Here is a 20,825-nt window from a genome sequence, read left to right as displayed (position 1 = left end):
CAGCCCCTTTCATCACTCCGGCTCGATTCCCGCCGCCTTGATGACCCGGCCCCACTTCTGCGTCTCCTCCGCCTGGAAGCGCGCCAGCTCCTGCGGCGTGCTGGTCCAGGCTTCCGAGCCGGCCGTGTCGAAGAAGGTGCGCGCCGCCGGCGCGCGCGTGGCCTTGGACAGCAGCTCGTTCAGGCGCGCCACCACCGGCGCCGGTGTGCCGGCGGGCACGTAGGCGGCGAACCAGTAGCCCATGTCATACCCCTTCACGCCGGCCTCGGCGATGGTCGGCACGTCCGGCAGCTGCGCGCTGCGTTTTTGCGTGGAGTAGCCGAGCGCGCGCAGCTTGCCGGCCTTGACCTGCGGCACGCCGGTGGAGGTGTCGGTGATCATCAAATCGATCTGCCCGCCCAGCAGGTCGGTGATGGCCAGCGGGTTGCTCTTGTAGGGTACGTGCAGGATGTCCACGCCAGCCAGCTGCTTGAGCAGCTCTCCGGCCATGCGGCTCGACGAGCTGCCGCTACCGAAGCTGAGCTTGCCGGGGTTCTTCTTTGCCGCAGCCAGCAGCTCGCCCACGTTTTGGTAAGGCGCGCTGGCGTTCACCACCAAGACTTGCCCACCTTTGCCCAGGCCGGTGACGGGTGCGAAGTCCTTGACCGGGTCGTAGGGCAGCTTCTTGTACAGGTGCTCGTTGGCGGCGTGGGTGGTGTTGGTGGTGATCAGCACCGTATAGCCGTCGGCGGGCGCCTTGGCGACGGCCTGCGCGGCGATCATGCCGCTGGCGCCGCCCTTGTTCTCCACCACCACCGGTTGCTGGGTGTCGGTGGTGACGGACTGGCCCAGGGCGCGCGCCAGCTGGTCGGTGGCGCTGCCGGCGGCGAACGGCACGACGAACGTGATGGCCTTGGCCGGGTAGGCCGGCGCCTGGGCCGCGGCGGTGTGGGCCAGCGTCAGCGCCAGCAGCGCGGTGGCGGCAGCAGCGGTGGCGCGGCGGCGGTCGGGGGAAAAGCGCATGGTGTCTCCTGGAATGGTGGTGGGGGAAGGAAAAATCAGATGCGTGCGCCCGGGCATCACGGCGGCCCGGCCAGCAGCGGCGCCAGCGACTGCGGCACGCGCACCGGCAGGTCCAGCAGCAGATACGACAACGCCTTGCCGTGGCTGTCCAGGTTCAGGGCATCGTTGACGCCGCCGTCCAGCACGCCGTCGAGCACGAAGTTCATCGCCTGCAGTTGCGGCAGCAGGTAGCGCGTCACGCGGCGCGGCCGGCGCGCGGCGAACTGGCGCGCCACGGCGTCTTCTGTGACCTGCTGCACCAGCAGCTCCCACAGCTCCGGGTGCCAGGCGATGACGCTGATGTTGGAGCGGTCGCCCTTGTCGCCGGTGCGGCCGTGGGCCAGGCGGTACAGCGGGACGGTGAGGTGCGAGGTCGATTCCATGGTGGTCCTTCGCAAGCCGTTCATTGCACCCAGGTGAAGCCGGTGGCCACCGCCGCGCGCGGCACCAGGCACGATGCCATGCCCAGGCGTGGGCGCAGCGCGGTACGCACGCCGCCGCCGCCGGCCGGGCCGCAGCAGTACAGCGCGGTGACCTCGTGCACCAAGCGCTCGGCGCAGCCGCGCTCGGCGTGCTGCAGCGCCACGCGCAGGCGCACGTCCCGGGCGCCCTGCCCTGTCTGCGCGGCCTGCCATTGCCCGGCGTCGTCGCCGAACACGCTGGCCACGCCGATCAGGTCGGCGCGCAGCGGCGCCACGCCGGCCAGGCGCTCGCGCAGCACCTGCGCCGCGAGCCGGGCGCGGTCGGCGGCGCGGGCGCCGGCATAGGAAATCTCGCCTTCGGCGAACCAGCCGGACTCGAAGCACAGGTTCACCTTCAGCGTGGGCGGGCGCGCATGGCCGCGCACGCCTTCCAGCCGCACCCGGTCCGGGCCGACCTGCGTGACATGCGCCTGCGTGATGTCGGCCACCACGTCGGGCGTCAGGTAGGCGGCGGGGTCGTGCAGCTCGTACAGCAGCTGCTCCTTGACGGTGCGCTCGTCCACGCGCCCGCCGGTGCCGGGCGGCTTGGTGACGGTGCAGTGCCCGTCGGCGTCGATCTCGGCGATCGGATAGCCCAGCCGGGCCAGGCCCGGCACGTCCTTGTAGCCCGGGTCGGCGAAGTAGCCGCCCGTGACCTGCGCGCCGCACTCCAGCAGGTGTCCGGCCATGGTGGCGCGCGCCAGGCGGTCCCAGTCGTCCAGCGCCCAGCCGAAGTGCGCCAGCGCCGGGCCCAGCACCAGCGATGGGTCGGCCACACGGCCGCAGACCACCACGTCGGCGCCGGCGCGCAGCGCCTCGGCGATGGGTTGGGCGCCGATATAGGCGTTGGCGCTGACCAGCGGCTGCGCCGGCATGGCCGCGCCCAGCGCGTCCTGCAGCAACGCGCGGTGCCGCGCATCGCTCAGGTCGTCGCCGTGCACCACCGCCACGCGCGGAGCGCGCGCGCCCAGTTCGCGCGCCAGCTGCACTATGCGCCGCGCCGCGCCGGCTGGATGGGCCGCACCGAAGTTGCTGACGATGCGCACGCCATGCTGCAGGCACTGCGCCAGCACCGGGCGCAGCAGATCGTCCAGCAGGGGCTCGTAGCCGGCGGCCGGGTCGGCGCGGCGCGCCAGCTGGGCCAGCGCCAGCGTGCGCTCGGCCAGCGTTTCGAAGATCAGCGCCGCCGGCCGGCCACTGTCCACCAGCGCCTGCACTACCGGCGCCGCGGCATCGGTGCGGTCGCCCGAAAAGCCGGCCGCGCAGCCGATCAGCAAGGGGGAAGGTGGGGAAGTTGCCATGCAGGGTCCGTGGGTGGTATCGGGCCACTGTAGGTGGGCGCGGTTATTCTGTGAAATAGATTATCAAGATGAATTCATCGGCCAAACAAATGAATATCTCGACCCGCCAGATCGACGCTTTCCTGGCGCTGGCCACGCAGCGCAGCTTCACCCGCGCCGCCGCGCAGTGCCACCTGTCGCAGCCGGCGTTCAGCGCGCTGATCCGTGCGCTGGAGGACAGCGTGGGCCTGCGCCTGTTCGACCGCAGCACGCGCCACGTGGCGCTGACGGCCGAGGGCGAGAACTTCCACGCCGCGGCGCTGCGCATCCGCGCCGAGGTCGATGCCGCCCTGGCAGCTATGCGCGATGCGGCCACGCTGCGCCGCGGCCGCGTAGCGCTGGCGCTGTTGCCCTCGCTGGCCGCCGGCTGGCTGCCGCAGGTGCTGGCGCTGTTCCATGCGCGCCACCCGGGCGTCGAGCTGGACATCGCCGACGTGCTGTCCGAGCCCTGCATCGAGCGCGTGGCCGACGGGCGCGCGGATTTCGCGCTCGCCGCGATCCGCGCCGACACGCCCGAGCTGCGCGCCGAAGCCCTGTGCAGCGACGGTTTTCACCTGGTGTGCCGCGCCGACCATCCGTTGGCCGCCGCAGCCCTGCCGCGCGGCGCGGCGCTGGCGCGCACCCTGGCGCAGTGGCCGTTCATCCACCTGGCGCGGCACAGCAGCGTGCGCCAGTACCTGGAGGCGGCGCTGCACCCCCAGCCCATGCGCACGCTGATGGAGGTCGAGCAACTGGCCACGGTAGCCGGCATGGTGCACGCCGGGCTGGGCATCACCGTCGTACCGAGCTTTGCCCTGTTTCACTTCCAGCACCCCGAGCTGGCCACCCGGCCGCTGCCCCTGGCCGGCCTGACGCGCCGCATCTACCTGGTGCGCCGGCGCGACCGCAGCCTGTCGGCGGCCGCGCAGGCCTTGTACGACCTGGTGCTGCAGGCACGGCCCGGCACGCCTGATGCTATCTAAAACATAGCTATAGGCCCATGATCCATGTGGGCCAATGGCATTTTTGGCTTGCAATTCACGCTACGATGGATGGCACCGATGGCCGGCGCTGGTCGGGGGTGCCACACTTGACGGCATCGCCGCTGCGCCAACGTCTGTCCAGGAAAGGAATCGCATGAACGCCCACGACACCGTCTACGCCTGCATCGACGGACTGGCCGCCACCCATGCCGTAGCCGACGGCTCCGCCTGGGCCGCCCGCCGCCTGGGCGCGCCGCTGGCGCTGCTGCACGCACTGCAGCAGCCCGAGCCGCTGCCCCCGGTGGGCGACTACAGCGGCGTGATCGGCATGGGCGCGCAGGACCTGCTGCTGGAGCGCCTGCACGCGCTGGACGAGGAGCGCTCGCAACTGGCGCAGGAGGCGGCGCGCCGCATGCTCGACGAGACCAGCACCCGCGTGCAGCAAACGACCATCATCCCCACGGTGCAGACGCTGCTGCGCCACGGCGAGCTGACCGACGTGCTGCTGGAGCATGAAGCCATGGCACGCCTGTTCGTGCTGGGCAGCAACCACCGCGCCAGCGCGCCGCGCAAGCTGCGCCTGGACCACCGCGTCGAGGGCGTGGTGCGCCAGGTGCGCCAGCCGGTGCTGGTGGTCACGCGCCCGGAGTTCACGCCGCCCAGCCGCTTCGTCGTCGCCTATGACGGCAGCGCCACCGCCCACCGCGCGGTGCAGGCCGTGGCGCGCAGCCCGCTGCTGCGCGGCATGCCCGGCCTGCTGGCGATGGCCGGCGAGCCCACCGACGCCGCGCGCCAGTGCCTGCAGGAGGCACGGGCCACGCTGGTGGCCGCGGGGTTCGAGGTGGACACGCGCATCGTGCCGGGCGCGCCCGAGGAAGCCCTGCCGGCGCTGGCCGAGGAGCATGGCGACGCGCTGCTGGTGCTGGGCGCCTACGGCCACTCGCGCATCCGCCAGCTGATCGTGGGCAGCAGCACCACGGCGCTGCTGCGCCTGTGCAGCGTGCCGGTGCTGGTGCTGCGCTGACTGAACATCGGCTGCGACTCCTTGCCTCCAGTGCATATTGCTGGGTCGCCCGCCACGCGCGGCATGGGGCGTCAGACGCCGTGGAGCTCGGCTGCCGCGTCTACCAGCTGTCGGGTATAGGTGTGGCGCGGCGCCTGCAGCACCTGCTGCACCGGCCCGGCCTCGACCACCTCGCCGTCCTTCATGACGATCACGTCATGCGCCATGGCACGCACCACCGCCACATCGTGGGTGATCAGCACGTAGGCCAGCGCCCGCTCCTTCTGCAGCCGTTGCAGCAGCGCTAGCACCTGCTGCTGGATGGTCACGTCCAGGGCGCTGGTGGGTTCGTCCAGCACCAGTACGCGCGGCTGCACGATGAGCGCGCGGGCGATCGCCAGGCGCTGGCGCTGGCCGCCGGAGAATTCGTGCGGATAGCGATCCAGCAGGCCGGGGAACTGCGCCTCCTCCAGCCCCACCTCGGCCAGCATGTCGCGCACGCGCTCGCGCTGCGCCTGCGCGTCCAGCTGCGGCGCGTGCACGCGCAGGCCCTCGCCGACGATCTCGGCCACCGTCATGCGTGGCGAGAGCGAAGAGAACGGGTCCTGAAACACCACCTGCACCTGCTGGCGCAGCTGCTGGTTGTGCACGCTGTTGTGCTGCGCCGGCTGCTGCCAGGCTTGGCCGGCCACCTGCAGTTCGCCGCTGCTGGGCAGCAGCCCGAGCAGCGCCTGCGCCAGGGTGGACTTGCCCGAGCCGGACTCGCCCACCACGCCCAGGGTGCGCGCCTGCGGCAACTGCAGCGCCACGCCGCGCACGGCGACGTATTCGCCCTTCTTGAACCAGCCGCGCACGCCGGGCACCGGCACCGGGTAGGCCACGCGCAGGTCGCGCGCCTGCACGGCGGGCGGCGCGTCGCCTGCCGGCAGTGCCTCCAGCACGTTGCGGCGCGGGATGCTGTCGATCAGGCGGCGGGTGTAGGCGTGCTGTGGCGCCTGGAACACTGCGGCCACCGTGCCCTGCTCGACCAGGTGGCCCTGCTGCATCACCGCCACGCGGTCGGCGAAGCGGCGCACCAACTGCAGGTCGTGCGTGATGAGCAGCAGCGCCATGCCGGTCTGGCGCTGCAGGTCGGCGAGCAATTCCAGGATCTGGCCGCGCAGGCTGACGTCCAGCGCCGTGGTCGGCTCGTCGGCCAGCAACAGGCGCGGGCGGCTGGCCAGGGCCATGGCGATCATGGCGCGCTGGCGCTGTCCGCCCGAGAGCTGGTGGGCGTAGCTGGCGGCGCGCCGAGCGGGCTCGGGGATGCCGGTGGCCGCCAGCAATTCGATAGCGGCCTGCGCAGACTGGGTGCGGGTCAGCGCCTGTTTGAGCATCAAAACCTCGGCCACCTGCTGGCCCACCGGCATGAGCGGGTTCAGCGCCGTCATCGGCTCTTGGAAGATCATGGCGATGTCGTCGCCACGCACGCCGCGCAGTTCGCGCTCGGACAGCTGCAGCAGGTCGCCGCGGCCCTGCAGCAGCGCCCGGCCCGCCAGCCGCGCGTCGCCGGTCAGGCGCAGCAGGGCCAGCGCCGTCACGGTCTTGCCGGAGCCGGACTCGCCCACCAGCGCGAGTTTTTCGCCAGACTGCACGTCGAAGCTGACGCCGTGCACTACTTCTTTGCCGCCAAACGCCACCCGCAGGTCCTGCACCTGCAGCAGCGGCGCGGCATCGGCGGAAGGTGCGGGTCGCGGGGACAAGTCGTCGTTCATTGCTTGCGCGGGTCGAGCGCGTCGCGCAGCGCATCGCCCATGAAGGTCAGCAGCAGCAGTGTGGTCACCAGCACCGCGAAGGTCGACAGCGAGATCCACCACGCGTCGATGTTGTTCTTGCCCTGGCTGAGCAGCTCGCCCAGGCTGGGCGTCCCCGGCGGCACACCCAGGCCGAGGAAGTCCAGCGAGGTCAGCGCCAGGATGGCCGCGCCCATGCGAAACGGCAGGAACGTGACCACCGGCGTCATGCTGTTGGGCAGGATGTGGCGCCAGATGATCTGCCCGTTCTTTACGCCCAGGGCGCGCGCGGCCTTGACGTAGTCGAGCTGGCGGTTGCGCAGGAATTCGGCGCGCACGTAGTCCGACAGGCCCATCCAGCCAAAGAGCGACAGCAGCACCAGCAGCAGCGCGATGCTGGGCGCGAACACGGCGCTGAAGATGATGAGCAGGTACAGCTCGGGCATGGAGCCCCAGATCTCGATGAAGCGCTGGAACGCCAGGTCCGTCTTGCCGCCAAAGAAGCCCTGCACCGCCCCGGCCGCCACGCCCAGCACTACGCCGACCGCCGTGAGGGCCAGCCCGAACAGCACGCTGACGCGAAAGCCGTAGATCAGCTGCGCCAGCATGTCGCGCCCGCGGTCGTCCGTGCCCAGCCAGTTCTCGCGCGAGGGCGGTGAGGGGTTGGGCTCGCGGCTGAAGTAGTTCAGCGTGTCCGGGCCGTAGGGGTTGAGTGTGTACAGCGCCCAGTTGCCGCCCTCGGTGATGCGCTGGCGGACGAACGGGTCGAGGTAGTCGGCCGGCGTGGCGAAGTCGCCGCCGAAGGTGGTCTCGGGGTAGTCGCGCACCAGCGGGAAGTACCACTGGCCGTCGTAACGCACCAGCAGCGGCCGGTCGTTGCTGACCAGCTCGGCGCCCAGGCTTACCAGCACCAGCACGGCGAACAGCACCAGGCTCCACAAGCCCAGCCGGTTGCTGCGAAACCGCCGCCAGGCGCGGCGCGCGGGTGAGGCGCCGGCCTGTGCGGCAGCGGGGGACGAATGCTCAGCCGCCATCGCGTTGCAGCAGGATGCGGCTGTAGTGCAGAAAGCCATCGAGATGCCGCTCGATAATGGCCACGGTGATCGGCAGCTGCAGTTTCTGGTAGTCGTGCACGGCAATGTTGCGAAAGCCCACCATGCGCTGCAGCTCCTGCGACAGCTCGGGTGCAATGGCGCCGGCCCGCTCCAGCAGCGCGAACACGTCGCGCGCGCCCTGCGGCACGCCCATGCGGTCGCGCCGCACCAGGTGCTGGCCCATGTCCAGCGCCGCCTCGCAGGCGCGCTGGATGTTCAGAATGGCCGCGTCCTGGCGCGTGAAGTCCTGGGCAAAGCTGCCCGGGTCGCGAAAGTATTCCTCGCGTGCGCGCGCCACGCAGCGCTCGATCGTGGCCGCCTTGTTCAGCAGCACGTCATCGGCCATGAACGGTTCCCCTTTGCATGATGTCGGCCAGCAGGCCGGCGCGCGCCGTGTCCAGCGCGGTCTTCTGGCTCAGTATCGCGGCTTCGTACAGCGCCGCCTGGCTGTCCCGGGCCCACCAGCGCCGGCCCGTGGTCACGATCTGGTACTGCATCACGGTGCTGGCGGCGCGCAGGTCCAGCAGATCGATGTCGGTGCCAGCCAGCGCCGCCAAGTCGCCCGCCAGCTCCCACAGTTGCAGTGCCGGCACATAGCCTGGCACCAGTACCGCCATGTCCAGGTCGCTGCCTGGACGCGCCGTGCCCTGCACCCGGCTGCCGAAGCCATAGACCGCCAGCAACCCGGGCAGCCGCTGGCGCAGCAGCGTCACCAGCGGTGCGGCGGCGGCGTCCAGGACAGGAAGCGGCGCAACATGCACTGACATGGCGCGGCTCAATCGAACTTCACGCGCGGGTCGACCCACACGTAGCACAGGTCGGACACCAGCTTGGTCACCAGCCCGATCAGCGTGAACAGGAACAGCGTGCCCAGCACCACGGGGTAGTCGCGCCGGATGACGCTCTCGTAGCTCAGCAGCCCCAGGCCGTCGAGCGAGAACAGCGTCTCGATCAGCAGCGAGCCGGCGAAGAACGCGCCGATGAAGGCTGCTGGAAAGCCGGTGACGATGGGCAGCAGGGCGTTGCGGAACACGTGGCGGTACAGCACCTGGCGTTCGGACAGGCCCTTGGCGCGTGCCGTCAACACATACTGCTTGCGGATCTCCTCCAAAAAGGCGTTCTTGGTCAGCATGGCGGTGACGGCGAAGCTGCCGGCGACCATGGCGGTGACGGGCAGCGCGATGTGCCACAGGTAGTCCGCGATGCGCGCGCCCCAGGAGAGTTCGTCCCAGTTGGCCGACGTCAGCCCGCGCAGCGGGAACCACTGCAGCTGCCCGCCGAAGATCACCAGCAGCGCCACCCCCAGCACGAAGCCGGGGATGGCGTAGCCCACCAGGATGATGAGCGTGGTGACGAAGTCGAAGCGCGAGCCGGCGCGCACCGCCTTGGCCACGCCCAGCGGCACGGCGACCAGGTAGCTGATGAAAAACGTCCACATCCCCAGACTGATGGACACCGGCAGCTTTTCCTTGATGAGCTGCCACACGTCCTTGTTCTGAAAGAAGCTGCGCCCTAGGTCGAAGCGTGCGAACTGCCCCAGCATCTGCAGGAAGCGCTCGTGCGCCGGCTTGTCGAAGCCGTACAACTGCTTGATCTGCTCCAGGCGCTTGGGGTCCACCCCCTGCGCACCGCGGTAGGCCATGCCGCCGCCCTCGCCCGCCCCACCGCCACCCGCGCCCATCCCGGCCTTGGCTTCGGCCAGGTACTGCTCGACCGGGCCGCCCGGCACGAATTGGATGACGACGAAGGTCAGCAGCAGCACGCCCAGCAGCGTGGGCAGCATGAGCAGCAGGCGCTTGAGGATGTAGGCGAACATGGCGGGCGTCCTTTCTTCACACGGCAGCCATCAGGCCACAGCCCCGGAAGTATGGCTGGCCGCATCGACCAGTTCCGCCAGCGCGCGCAGCCGCAGCTGGCTGGTGAAGCGCCACCGCTCCTGCGTGACCGGATCGGTGAACGAGATCTCGCGCGCCAGCAGCTGCAGCGGGTGGGAATAGTCGCCCGGCGCCGCGTCACGCACCTGGGGGTACAGCGTCTCGCCGACCAGCGGCATGCCCAGCGCCGCCATTTGCACGCGCAACTGGTGGCGCTTGCCGGTCACCGGCTCGAGCCGGTAGCGTGCCAGCGGGCCCAGGCGCTCGATGACGTCGATGGCCGTGATGGCATTGGGCACGCCCGGCACTTCGTGCATGCGAAAGAAGTGGCCGCATTCTTCCAGCCGGCTCTCGTACACGCGCGGCAGCGGCAGATCGGCACGCCAGGGGGCGATCGCCTCATACAGCTTGCGCACGGCCCGTTCGCGAAACAGCGCCTGGTACCGGCCACGCTCGGCGCGTTGCACGCACAACAGCACCAGCCCTGCAGTGCCGGCGTCGATGCGGTGCACCGGCGAGAGTTCCGGCAGTCCCAGGCGGCGCCTCAAGCGCACCAGCAGCGTGTGCTGCAGGTGCCCGCCGGCCGGCAGCACGGGCAGGAAATGCGGCTTGTCGGCGACGACGATATGCGCGTCCTGGTACAGCACACTCTCGTGGAACGGCACGGGCTGCTCATGCGCCACCTCGCGGTAGTAGTAGTAGCGCAGGCCAGGGGTGAAAGGCGTATCGGGACGGGCGGGCCGCGCCAACTCGTCCACCACCTCGCCGGCAGCCATGCGCCTGACCCAGTCCGTTCGCGTGACGGCAGGCAGACGTATCGCGAGAAAGTCCAGCAGTAGCCCCTGGCCGACGGACGGCAGCACCACGCAGCTAGGACTGACGCCATCGCGCAGCGGTAGAACGCGGGGATCGTGCGGGTTGTGCATGGGAGGGCGATTGTAGCCATGCAGCCTGACAAATCGCTCCTTCTTTGATAGCTTACCCCCCTTTCAGAACAAGGGCTGGAGGCACTTTTTACTGCAAACCTGGCTCGAACACCCCGGGCAGCGGTGGCTGATGCTCGGCCCCTTCCAGCGCCACATCGATGGCGTGCTTGATATGCGCCAGCGTATGCAGGTCACCTTCGGACCGCTCCACCGCGTCCCAGCGGACCAGATCCAGGTGCGTAGCGGCATGGTCGGTGATGGCGGTGACGCTAACCTGCACCGGCTCGGACACCATGCGCCCGTCTTGCTCGGGCACCGGAATGCGGATCAGGAAGCCGCGGTAGCTCTCTTCCAGCACATGCACGGTGGTGGCGCTCATGCCCGCTCCCCGGCACCTGAAGCCGCACGGCAGGTACCAGCGATCTGCGCCAGGCCCTTGAGCGCAGCTTCCCTAGATTCGAAGTCCTCACCTGGAACCGCGATCGCGTGGCCATCCACCTGGGCCTGCGTGAAGAAGTAACGCCGTCCGTCCTCGCCCATGCACAGCATGCCGGAATAGGTGGCGCCGTCGGCGATGCCAAAAATGGTCTCCTGGGTCAACGCATTCGCAGAGCGCATGGAAAGCAGCCTCCTCAATCAATCAACAAACCGTGAATACGTTTGGATTCTGTAAGCAACAAATAAGCGCAACACGTAGGCCAATGACGCGCCAATCTGCCTGCCCGATTCCTCTTTCAGCGCTCCCTGCCATGCCAGGTGTAGGACAAGCGCGGCAATCCCGCGGCCCGGCGCTTGGTGTACCGGCAGCGGCACTAGCATGGCTGCGCGGTCTGACACGGCCAGCGGCCACAGCCGTGCCAGCGATGTTTTCCTGCCTATGCCATACATGAGTACAGAGACTTCAACTCCTGTCACCCCATCCGCTGCACCAGTCAGGCCGGGAACGCGAGGCCCGCGTTTGCTGCGCTGGCTTCTGCTGGTGCTGGCCGCGCTGGCAGCCGTGCTGGTGCTGCTGGTGGTACTGGTGGCCACCTTCGACTGGAACCGCCTGAAGCCGCGCATCAACGCCAAGGTCAGCGAAGCCTCCGGGCGCACCTTCGCCATCCAGGGCGATCTGGACGCGCACTGGCACTGGCCGCAGCCGCTGGAAAGCGGCTGGCGCCGCTGGGTACCCGGAGTGACGGTGCAGGCGCAGCAGCTGGTGCTGGGCAATCCCGAGGGATTTGCCGTGGCCGAGGCGCCCGCCAAGCCTGCTGACGGTCTGCCCGCCCTGCCACCCCGCCCGGCACCGCAGAACGACACAGATGAGGCGCCCCAAGGCGGCCCCGCCGACACTGCGTCCGAACGTGATGCAACGGCGTCTTCCGAAGATGCCCAAGCCGCGCGAGATGCGCAGGCCGAAGCGCCACCGCGCACCCCGCAGGACATGGGCACCATCCGCAGCGCCAGCGCCACGCTGCGCCTGCTGCCGCTGCTGTCGCGCACGGTGGTACTGGATACGCTGGTGCTGAGCGGCCCCGACATCGCGCTGGCACGGCGCCAGGATGGCACCAACAATTGGACTTTCCACTCACGCCGCCAGGAGAAGCAAGGCGAGCAGCGCGACAACCCGTGGGACCTGCGCGTGGACCAGCTGGTGGTACGCGGCGGCTGGCTGGGTTACGTGGATGGCACCAAGCAGCTGGCGCTGCGCGCGCGGGTGGACACCCTGGAGCCCGGTGCGCCGCAAGCCGAGGACGGGCGCTATGGCGTGCGCATGGCCGTGCAGGGCCAGTACGGCAAGGCACAGGTGCGTGGCAGCGTTGTGGGGGGGTCGATGCTGGCCCTGCGCGACAAGCAGGTGCGCTACCCACTGCGCGCGTCCCTGCGCTCGGGCCACGTGCGCACGCAGGTCGAGGGCGTGCTGAACAACCCGGCGCAGCTCTCGGGCATGGACCTGCAGGTGCTGCTGGGCGGGGCCAGCATGGCCGACCTGTTCCCTCTTACTGGTCTGGTACTGCCCAACACGCCGCCGTTCGAGGTCAAGGGCCGCCTGCTGGGCAGCCTGGCGCCGGACAAGGCGGTGTGGGAATACCGCGATTTTAACGGCAAGGTGGGCGACAGCGACCTGCACGGCAGCGTGACCTATACCTCGGGCAAGCCGCGACCCAAGCTGCAGGGGCACGTGACCTCGAAGCTGCTGCGCCTGGCCGACCTGGGCCCGGTGCTGGGCGCGCCCAGCGGCAAGCGCCCGCAGGAAAAGGGCACCAGCAAGCGTGCAGGCAAGGTGCTGCCCGATGCACATTTCGCTACCGAACGCTGGGACGCCATGGACCTGGACCTGGCATTCGCCGGCGAGAAGGTCATCCGCCCCGAGGCCCTGCCCTTGGACCGCCTGAGCGTGCGGGCGGTGCTGGAGGACAGGCGGCTGCACCTGACACCGCTGCGCTTTGGCTTCGCCCAGGGGCGCATCGATTCGGACGTGCTGATCGATGGGCGCAGCAAACCCCTCAATACCACGCTCAAGGGCTCAGTCGAAGGCCTGCAGCTGTCGGCGCTGTTCCCCAAGGTGGAATTGATGAAGAAGAGCTTTGGCCGGCTGGACGGGTCGTTCACCCTTGCCGGCCAGGGCGACTCTCTCGCCAAGATGCTGGGCAGCAGCGACGGACGCGCACGCCTGTACATCCGCGAAGGCACTTTCAGCAAGCAGATGCTGGACCTGGCGGCCTTGAACGTGGGCAGCGTGGTGGTGGCCAAGCTGTTCGGCGAGAACAAGGAGGTGAAGCTGCGCTGCGCCGTGGCCGATCTGCGTATCAAGGACGGCATGGCGGATGCGAACAACGTCAAGCTGAACACCGAAGAAGCCATCGTCGACGTGACCGGCCTGATCGATCTGGGCGAGGAAGAGCTGAGCCTGCGCATCAAGCCGAAGTCGCTGGAGTGGAAATTCCTGTCGCTGCGCACTCCGCTGTACGTGCGCGGCACCTTCGCCAACCCCCAGGTGGGCGTGGAGCCAGCACCGCTGCTGCTGCGCGCCGGCGCGGCCGTGGCGGCGGCTGCGGTAGCCCCGGCAGCGCTGGCGCTGGTGCCGATCACGGTGCCGGGGGCAGAGGACGAGGCCAGCTGTGCAAAGCTGCTGGCGCCGGTACAGTCGCCGCAGAGAGAAGCACCTACGCAGCAGCGCAAGCGCTGAGTGCCCGGACAAGTGATGCACTTTGCATACCTGGTCCTGCTGTACAACAGGCAAGTGCGGGACTGCCCAAGGGCTGAGAAACGCCCTTCGGCGTCTTGAGCCCTTGTTTCACGCGCCTTTCTGCCCTGCGGATTGCGCGAGGGCCTCGATTTGAGCGCGGCACGATTGTCTGGCGGAGGCGGGCATGGTCACCTGCACGCATGTGCCACCGCTGGTGACGGGCACCAGCTCCCAATGCGCGCCCTGGCGCTCCGCCCTGCGCCGCATGTTGGCCAGGCCCTGCCCCGTGTCTACCCCAGCTTGCAGCCCGCGACCGTTGTCTCGCACCTGCAGGCACCACGCTTCAGGCGGGATATCGGGTGGCCCCAGCGGCTGCAGCGTCAGGCTGAGTTCGGTAGCGTCGGCATGCTGCAGGATGTTGCTGATCGCCTCTTGCACGATGGCGGAAAACTCGCGTGCTGCCTCGCCTGAAGGCCAATTGACGTCCCTCGCCCCGCCCACATTCCATCGCAGGGCAATGCCGCGTTGATCCAATGCCGGCTGCAGCCGGTGGCGCAGGCGTGCCAAGCGGCCCGGCAACACATCATCGTCGCCGTCCATGGAGTCCACCACCAGCCGCAACTCCAGCAAGCACTGCTCTAGTGCTTGCGCCAGAGGTTGCAGTGCAGCATCGTCACGATCCAGGCGCGCCATGACACCGACGATTCGGGAGCCGACATGGTCGTGCAGGTCACGCGCGATGCGCTGGCGCTCCAGCACCACTTCCCGACTGGTGCGCTTGCTGCGCCGGGGGCGCCACAGCAAATCGCCCGGCAATCGCAGCAATATCAGGCTGGCCAGCACCATGCTCAGTCCGAGCAGCAGCCACTGCGCATACCGTATCGCCTGGGCACTCCATCCAGCAGCGGCCAGCAGTAAACCGCACAGCAAGAGTTGCATGCAGCACAGCGCCACACATACCAGTGCAACAGCCGGACGCCGGATCAAGGCCACTGCGGTTCCTTCCAGTCTGGCGCCACTTCTCCAGGCGGTCATCCCCTGCCCTGCGCGCCAAACGCGCTAGAAAAGCCCCCGCACCGAGGCAAAACGGACGGCTTGGGCGCGCGTGCGCACCTGTAGTTTGCGATAGATGTTCTTGATGTGCGTGTTCACGGTGACCGTGCTGATCATCAGCTGCTCGCCGATCTCGCCGCTGGTGTGACCACTGGAGACCAGCCGCAGCACTTCTTTTTCCCGCGGGGAAAGCCGCTCGATGTCCTTGTCGGTCCGGCGCGCCGTGGCAGGAGCCCCACCCGCCGTGCCACTGTCAAACCGCTGCAGCAGCCTGCGTGCCAGGTTGGGTGTGATGGACGCTCCGCCGTTGGCCACCTGCAGTACTGCCTGCGGGTAATTGCCAAACCAGGAATTCTTGACCAGATACCCCGTGGCACCCAGCTCGAAGGCGCGCATCACCTGGTCATCGCACTCCATGATCGACACCACGATGGCTTCGGCACAGGGCCGCACGGCCTTCATGAAATCGATCAGGGCAAAACCCTCACCGTCGCCCAGGTGCAGGTCGACGAGCATGACGTCGAAATCATGCTGCTTGATGGCCTTGCGGCCTTCCCTCACGTTTTCCGCCTGCGCTACCAGCAGGGTGCGCTGATCGGCCATCAGCTCCTGCGCAATCACCCGACGCATGTGGGCATCGTCATCTACCAGCAGGACACGCACGGGCTTTTCATGCTGCCCAGTGAGAAAGTCCGGCCAGATCGCCGGGGGACTCTGGTGCATGGCGAACTGTTGTGGAGGAAGCATCCGCTCGTTGTGAATGGATGTGTTCGTAGTAGCCATGTTAAGTCCCGACATCGGTCTCTCCTCCATATGCAACCAATTCTCCGCCTTCGACTTGCAACTTCCACCAAGTCGTGTTTCAGCAAACAAAGTTACATCGAAACATGAGTACGCAGGATAGTTATCTTCTTACATTACACAAGAAACATTTTGATTCAAAAAAACAAAGGAGCGTAGCTAGAGATTTCTCTATTGACAAGTAGCGAAATTCAAATTTTTTACGACGAAGAGTTTTTGAGACTCAAAACACATATGAAAAATTCTTCTCTTCTTCGAGAGACAAATTTCCTCAAGCAATTTTTTTCTTACAACCCAACACCAACGCCTTCCAGGACATCTGTAAGAGCTTACAAATTATGCAAGAGGTCCAATTCCAAGGAACTATTCTTCATGTTGCTTTATACACTTTTCTTTACAAAGTGAGATGATGATCGATTTTGCTATTTTTTAGATAGCATCATCTTTAGCCAAGGCAGGGCAGTTCATGTTGATGCCATCTTTCAACCAGCCTTCCTTGACGTCGAATGAGGGAACCACTTCTAGCGATTGTTTCTCTCCCCTGCTCCGACAGAAACTGCAATCGACAAAACCGACTGCCAAATGAGCGGGAAAAATTCAAGCAGCGGTCACGTCAATGAAGAGTCAGCTGGAATTCGCCAGCAGGTTCTGCTTTTATCTTTTGCTCCTGGAGGAGACTGTCATGAAATCGCTTGCCTTCTTTGCATTGAGCACCATTGCCTCTGCAGCAGCGTTTGCCGTTACCACTACACCGCAGATCACCATTTCAGGAACGTCGGATCAGTCGGTAACTGTGAACTCCGGCTCGCAGGCGCACAACCACGCTGGCGCACAAGCCTCTGCGATTCAGAATCTTTCCAGTAACCGTGGTTATGTCACCATCAATACTGGCAGTGATTCTAAGCAGAAGACCACGCTCTCCAACGGAGCGGATGTATTCAACCATGCCTGGAATCCAGGCGACATTGCCATTCAAAACGTTTCTTCTAACTATGGAAAGGTTGAACTTTCGGGAGGCGGCCACTCCACCCAGACAACCTCCATGAATAACAGCAACCTATCGAATACAGCCCGAGGGCAGGGAGGCGAAAATTGCAATGGCGTGGACTGCAAGGATGCAGCCAAAGCCATGCAGAACGTATCGAGTAATGCGGGCAATGTCGCCATCACCGGTACTAGCACACAATCCACAAGCCTTACCAGCACCAGTGTTTCGAACACAGCAGATGGCGCTGGCGCCGTGGCCGTCCAGTCGGCTGCAAGCAATACAGGTAAGGTTGACGTTTTTGGAACCAGCAAGCAGACCGTTAGTTTGACTGGAGGAACGGTCAGCAATTTCGCTGACGGCGCAGATACAACTGCCGTTCAGAATCTTGCCAGCAACTATGATGGGGTAGAAATCAAGAAGGGCGGCTCTTCCACTCAGACGGTGACTGGCAACGGAACCATCACCAACAAGGCAAATGGTAAGGGTTCTCAAGCATTCCAGAACCTTTCTTCCAACTTTGCCAAGGTTGTAATTGGAGGGAGCTCTACCCAGATGACTTCCGTTTCTGGCACGGTAATGAACTGGGCTGATGGGCGTGGTAGCGTCGCGGTGCAGAACCTGGCGTCCAATGATGCTTGCGAACCACCGAAGTTCAAGCTGCCTGATTGCCCGACTGGCTATTGCTGGAACACTGCCTCGTCCAATTGAGGAAGTAACAAGCTTGGCCGTTTCGTGCGGCCAAGCTTTTATTTTTTAAGACCGGGAGATTTACCATGAAAAAGATGAATGCAATATTCAACCTTCTGCTTTTGGTCTCTGGTGCAATTTTCTCCAACTTCGTCTTGGCTGCTCCTGGAGAAGATCCTGTAATGTTGACAGGCAGGGTCAATTATATGCAATTCCCGACTGCCAGGCCTGCTGGGTCATCAAACATAGTTTATCGCCAGAACCTACCCGACAATGCCAAGGCAAAAATTGCCCGGTATATTGCTCGGTCTTATAGTCCTGATACGAGCGGCATCCAGACGGAAAAAGATGTAGTATCAGCAGTGCAGACAAATGCTACCCGCACTACCTGTGTTCAGACATTGGCTCCCGCAGGCAATGGTTCTCCTGCAGCATCATCTGATCAAGTCGTAGTCATCCGGGGCGACCTAGTCAATATCTGCCGTTAGGAAAGAAGCCCCATGGGAAAACCCTCTTTCTTGATCCTGGCACTTGTAATATAAATTGTTGCAAATTTTTTTCAAGTCCATAGTGTAAGAGCCACGACTGAAGAGGATCACCATGTCATTCCAGAAAGCAATGAAGGATACAGCTTTATCCAAGTACAGTCATTGCAAAAATCTGTTTGGCATAGTAGCCATTACAACTGTCCTAGTGGGTTGTGCCACGCCGATGGATGCACGCAAAGATGCTCAATACCAAGAGCATGCGCCAGTTGCCAGTCGGCCTGTAGTTCGACCTGTGCGCTCTGTTTCCAGCTTCTCTGAATCCCTGATGTGCATGGACCGTATGCTGCGCGCTGCAGAGGTTCCCACCACTCTCATCACCAGCAAGCAATTCGTTGATTTTTCAGGGAAAGTTCCAGCGGCCACAAAAGAGATGGTAGTAACCGCACTTTCCCAAATGTCCCGAATCAGCAATGCATTCCGCTTTGTGGATTTTGAAGTAGATATTGCCAGGCAGGATACTGTACAGAACCTGACTACTATTTTACTGAACAACAACCAGATGCAATTGCAGCGACCTGCCTTGTATGTATCTGGAGCCATTGCGTTCGTTGATCAAAGCGTAATCAATAATACGTTTGACAATGGACTCTCGGGGCCAAGAGTAGACCTTGGTTACAGCCGCAGTCGCAATGCGACCATCATTGCATTGGAAGTGCATCTAGGAGATTTTCGCACCCGCACAATTATCCCGGGCCTTGATTCAGCGAACGAAGTGATAGTCGGCAGTGGCGGCCAGGGCGTCGATCTCGGGGGACGTATCGGCGACTACGGAGTGCGTTTCAACGTTGGCAGAGATTATGCAATCGGTACTGGAGCCGCCCTGCGTACCCTGGTCGATCTCGCCATGATCGAACTCGTCGGCAAGTGGGCGCGCATCCCCTACTGGCAGTGCTTGACCTTGGACCAGAGCCATCCTCAGTTCCAGCGCCAGATGCACGAGTGGTACCTGGAAAGCGGTGCAGGCGGCCAATCCCAACTGCTGCGCAGTGCACTCACCACACGCGGCTATCTGCAGCCCACCCAGGGCGATCTGCCCATGAGTGACCCGGTGATGCGCGAGGCGCTTGCCAGGTTCCAGGCCGACCGCGGCATTCCCGTCAGCGGGCGCGTGGATTTCCAGACTTACGAAGCGGCACTGGGCAATTTCGTCGCGTTGTCCGAGGATGGTTCGCTGGCACGCGTCGGCTGGGCTACATCCGGGCCGCAGCAGTCCGCGGACGACCAGCGTCCGGGTCTCGCGGTGGCAGCAGCAGCGCCCTGGGCCATCGACTTGCAGATCGAGAACCCGCAACCCGTGGGCCAGCGGCCCGCCTTCACCGAGGGTGAACAGATCTTCCTATCCGCCACGGTTTCGCGCGCATCTCACCTGTACTGCTATTTCGGTGATTCCAGCGGCTCCATCATGCGACTGCTGCCCAACATGCTGCAGCCGCATTCCCTGGTATCTGCCAATCAGGCCATTCGCATCCCTGACTGGATGGCGCCCAACCCAGGTTTCATACTGGATGCGGGCCGTCCGGGTTCGGAGGCGGTGATGTGCCTCGCCACGGCCGAAGACGTGTACCCGAAATTGCCGGCCGAACTGCAGGTACCGCCGCTGGCACCCTTGCGCAGCGTACGCACGCTGGATGAACTGCGCCAACGGTTTGCCGAGACGGCGGGCCAGCAGGGCATGGTGTCGCAGACCGTGCAATGGTCCGTGGCGCCGCGCCAGGGCAACGGTGCCGGTCCTGCAGCAGCACCCGCACCCCAGCGTTGAGCGGCAAGGCTGCCCATGCAGTCCCAACTGGAATGGCACCTGTCCCTCTGCCCCGCAGGGAACCGACCCGGCGCGGCCTGCGTAGGCCTCAAGTTCAGGAATGGACCCATGCATGCTCCGCTGTCGACGCTGCTCTTCGCCTGGCTGTTCGCGCTGCTCAGCTTGGCGGCGTGTGTCACCTCGTGGGCAGGTGTGGTCGCGCAGTTGGAGTTGCCCGCGAACCCACCACCCCGTATCGAGCCGCGCAGCCTGCAGGCAGCGCCGGTCGATTTTGCGGTGCCGGGGCCTGCACCCATCGAGGGACGCCCGACGTCAGACGCACCGACTATCCAAGCCGCACCGATCGGGGGCGGCACGGCTCTGCAGGCCGCACCCTCTCAGGAGCCAGCGGTGCAGCGCGAGCTGTATCGCCTGCTGCGCCAGGCCGAGGCAGCACGTCCCGTGGGCAGCACAGTCTCGTCGGCGCAGGCCGCCTGGCAGCTGGGCCTGATCTATCTGCATGGTGCCGGCGTGCGGCATGACGAAGCCCAGGCGCAACAGTGGTTCGAGCAGGCAGCACGTTTCGGGCGCGAGCCCTGGGCCTATGCGGGCTTGGCTTGGTGCCATATCCAGGGCTGCGTGGGCCCGGCCAACCCGGCGGCCGCCGCGCGCGCCATCGCCCAGCTGCGGCCCAGCCACCCCGCACGGGCCGATTTTCTGTCCTGGATGCTGGCCCGGCGCCAGCCCCGACCACAGGCCGACCGGCCCGGCATTGCACCGGCGCCCCTGCCTCAGGCGCCCGATCTGGCGCTGCTGAAAAAGGCCGCCGCCGCGGGTGACCTGCAGGCGCGCATCGAATTGGGCATGGAGGCCGTGTCACAGGACCGCCCCGACCAGGCGGAACAGTTCTTTCGCCAGGTGGCCGCACAGTCGCCGGCCGCCGCCTACAACCTGCGCGAGCTGCAGTCGCGCACGGGTGGACAAGCGCATGGCGCCGATGCACAGGACACCGGTGGCGCCGATGCGGCGGCGGCCCTGCAACAAGCGCGCAAGTACCACCGGGGCGAAGGCGTGCCGGCCAACTTTGTCGAGGCCATCCGCTTCTACCGGCTGGCAGAGCAGCGCGGCAGCACCCAGGCACGCCGCATGCTGGCGCTGATCAACTCGCGGCCCGACCCGGCCGGTGGCGTCAACATCCTGTGGATGCAGCAGCTGGCACGTGTCGACCCAGGCGCCGTGGGCCTGAGCATCGGCAGCCCGGTGACCGCGCACCAGCTGCTGCGCGAACCCACGCCGCTGGCCGACCTGTTGCCAGGGTTCTGGCGCCGGCGGCTGCTGGCCCTGGGCAACTGAGCCCTGCGCCTA

20 protein-coding genes are annotated in these 20,825 nt (G+C 65.8%); 7 read left to right on the top strand and 13 right to left on the bottom strand.

Annotated features, from left to right (window positions below; translation table 11 throughout):
• Positions 1-12 precede the first annotated feature (12 nt).
• Genes BLQ61_RS01400 through BLQ61_RS01390 form a run of 3 tightly spaced genes read right to left on the bottom strand, consistent with a single transcriptional unit; the run spans position 13 to position 2,803 of the window.
• Positions 13-1,002, bottom strand: coding sequence for a Bug family tripartite tricarboxylate transporter substrate binding protein (locus BLQ61_RS01400; protein ID WP_091565758.1), 990 nt, complete (start codon positions 1,000-1,002; stop codon positions 13-15).
• 56 nt (positions 1,003-1,058) lie between these two features.
• Complete coding sequence (locus BLQ61_RS01395) at positions 1,059-1,424, bottom strand: AtuA-related protein (protein WP_091565756.1); 366 nt, start codon at positions 1,422-1,424, stop codon at positions 1,059-1,061.
• Between the two features lie 20 nt (positions 1,425-1,444).
• Entirely contained in the window at positions 1,445-2,803 is a 1,359-nt protein-coding gene (locus BLQ61_RS01390; protein ID WP_091565753.1) for an acyclic terpene utilization AtuA family protein, read from the bottom strand.
• 89 nt (positions 2,804-2,892) lie between these two features.
• Between BLQ61_RS01390 and BLQ61_RS01385 the strand changes: the two genes are divergently transcribed.
• A complete protein-coding gene (locus BLQ61_RS01385; protein ID WP_091565750.1) occupies positions 2,893-3,804 on the top strand; it encodes a LysR family transcriptional regulator in 912 nt (303 codons plus the stop codon).
• Between the two features lie 154 nt (positions 3,805-3,958).
• A complete protein-coding gene (locus tag BLQ61_RS01380) occupies positions 3,959-4,828 on the top strand; it encodes a universal stress protein (protein ID WP_091565749.1) in 870 nt (289 codons plus the stop codon).
• 71 nt (positions 4,829-4,899) lie between these two features.
• Here BLQ61_RS01380 and BLQ61_RS01375 read toward each other — a convergent pair whose 3' ends face one another.
• The 8 genes from BLQ61_RS01375 to BLQ61_RS01340 form a co-directional block, all read right to left on the bottom strand.
• The gene (locus BLQ61_RS01375; protein ID WP_091565746.1) at positions 4,900-6,561 is read right to left on the bottom strand and encodes an ABC transporter ATP-binding protein; all 1,662 of its coding nucleotides are present in this window, start codon (positions 6,559-6,561) and stop codon (positions 4,900-4,902) included.
• On the bottom strand, positions 6,558-7,613 hold the full coding sequence (locus BLQ61_RS01370; RefSeq protein WP_091565744.1) for an ABC transporter permease: 1,056 nt from the start codon (positions 7,611-7,613) through the stop codon (positions 6,558-6,560). Before BLQ61_RS01370 ends, BLQ61_RS01375 begins: the two co-directional genes overlap by 4 nt.
• Positions 7,603-8,019 carry a type VII toxin-antitoxin system HepT family RNase toxin gene (gene hepT / locus BLQ61_RS01365; protein WP_091565741.1) on the bottom strand — a complete coding sequence of 139 codons (417 nt, stop codon included), beginning with the start codon at positions 8,017-8,019 and terminating at the stop codon, positions 7,603-7,605. The genes BLQ61_RS01370 and hepT overlap by 11 nt, the downstream gene beginning before the upstream one ends.
• Complete coding sequence (mntA, locus tag BLQ61_RS01360; protein ID WP_091566453.1) at positions 8,009-8,440, bottom strand: type VII toxin-antitoxin system MntA family adenylyltransferase antitoxin; 432 nt, start codon at positions 8,438-8,440, stop codon at positions 8,009-8,011. The genes hepT and mntA overlap by 11 nt, the downstream gene beginning before the upstream one ends.
• A gap of 8 nt (positions 8,441-8,448) precedes the next feature.
• Complete coding sequence (locus tag BLQ61_RS01355; RefSeq protein ID WP_091565739.1) at positions 8,449-9,489, bottom strand: microcin C ABC transporter permease YejB; 1,041 nt, start codon at positions 9,487-9,489, stop codon at positions 8,449-8,451.
• Positions 9,490-9,519: 30 nt separating this feature from the next.
• Positions 9,520-10,473, bottom strand: coding sequence for a pseudouridine synthase (locus tag BLQ61_RS01350; protein WP_091565733.1), 954 nt, complete (start codon positions 10,471-10,473; stop codon positions 9,520-9,522).
• 88 nt (positions 10,474-10,561) lie between these two features.
• Positions 10,562-10,852, bottom strand: a complete 291-nt coding sequence (locus tag BLQ61_RS01345) for a hypothetical protein (protein ID WP_091565731.1) — start codon at positions 10,850-10,852, stop codon at positions 10,562-10,564.
• Positions 10,849-11,091, bottom strand: a complete 243-nt coding sequence (locus BLQ61_RS01340) for a hypothetical protein (RefSeq protein WP_091565728.1) — start codon at positions 11,089-11,091, stop codon at positions 10,849-10,851. The genes BLQ61_RS01345 and BLQ61_RS01340 overlap by 4 nt, the downstream gene beginning before the upstream one ends.
• A gap of 259 nt (positions 11,092-11,350) precedes the next feature.
• Here BLQ61_RS01340 and BLQ61_RS01335 point away from each other — a divergent pair, with 259 nt between their 5' ends.
• On the top strand, positions 11,351-13,645 hold the full coding sequence (locus tag BLQ61_RS01335) for an AsmA family protein (protein WP_091565726.1): 2,295 nt from the start codon (positions 11,351-11,353) through the stop codon (positions 13,643-13,645).
• A gap of 108 nt (positions 13,646-13,753) precedes the next feature.
• On the opposite strand, the gene BLQ61_RS01330 is transcribed toward BLQ61_RS01335, so the two are convergent.
• Complete coding sequence (locus tag BLQ61_RS01330; protein WP_245703762.1) at positions 13,754-14,584, bottom strand: sensor histidine kinase; 831 nt, start codon at positions 14,582-14,584, stop codon at positions 13,754-13,756.
• A gap of 120 nt (positions 14,585-14,704) precedes the next feature.
• A complete protein-coding gene (locus BLQ61_RS01325) occupies positions 14,705-15,445 on the bottom strand; it encodes a LuxR C-terminal-related transcriptional regulator (protein ID WP_245703798.1) in 741 nt (246 codons plus the stop codon).
• Between the two features lie 736 nt (positions 15,446-16,181).
• Here BLQ61_RS01325 and BLQ61_RS17515 point away from each other — a divergent pair.
• From BLQ61_RS17515 to BLQ61_RS01310, 4 genes are all read left to right on the top strand, one after another.
• Positions 16,182-17,195: a hypothetical protein gene (locus BLQ61_RS17515; RefSeq protein WP_245703760.1), complete on the top strand. Its 1,014-nt coding sequence runs from the start codon at positions 16,182-16,184 to the stop codon at positions 17,193-17,195.
• Positions 17,196-17,260: 65 nt separating this feature from the next.
• Positions 17,261-17,662 (top strand): hypothetical protein, encoded by a 402-nt coding sequence (locus tag BLQ61_RS17155; protein ID WP_139182702.1) that lies wholly within the window; start codon positions 17,261-17,263, stop codon positions 17,660-17,662.
• A gap of 223 nt (positions 17,663-17,885) precedes the next feature.
• Positions 17,886-19,481 carry a DUF4384 domain-containing protein gene (locus tag BLQ61_RS01315; protein WP_425415597.1) on the top strand — a complete coding sequence of 532 codons (1,596 nt, stop codon included), beginning with the start codon at positions 17,886-17,888 and terminating at the stop codon, positions 19,479-19,481.
• Between the two features lie 108 nt (positions 19,482-19,589).
• Complete coding sequence (locus tag BLQ61_RS01310; RefSeq protein ID WP_175488181.1) at positions 19,590-20,813, top strand: SEL1-like repeat protein; 1,224 nt, start codon at positions 19,590-19,592, stop codon at positions 20,811-20,813.
• The last annotated feature ends 12 nt before the right edge of the window (positions 20,814-20,825 follow it).

The organism is Oryzisolibacter propanilivorax (assembly GCF_900103645.1).
Classification (GTDB): domain Bacteria; phylum Pseudomonadota; class Gammaproteobacteria; order Burkholderiales; family Burkholderiaceae_C; genus Melaminivora; species Melaminivora propanilivorax.
Note: the sequence above shows the minus strand (reverse complement) of the source record. Positions and strands in the feature narration are given on the sequence as shown.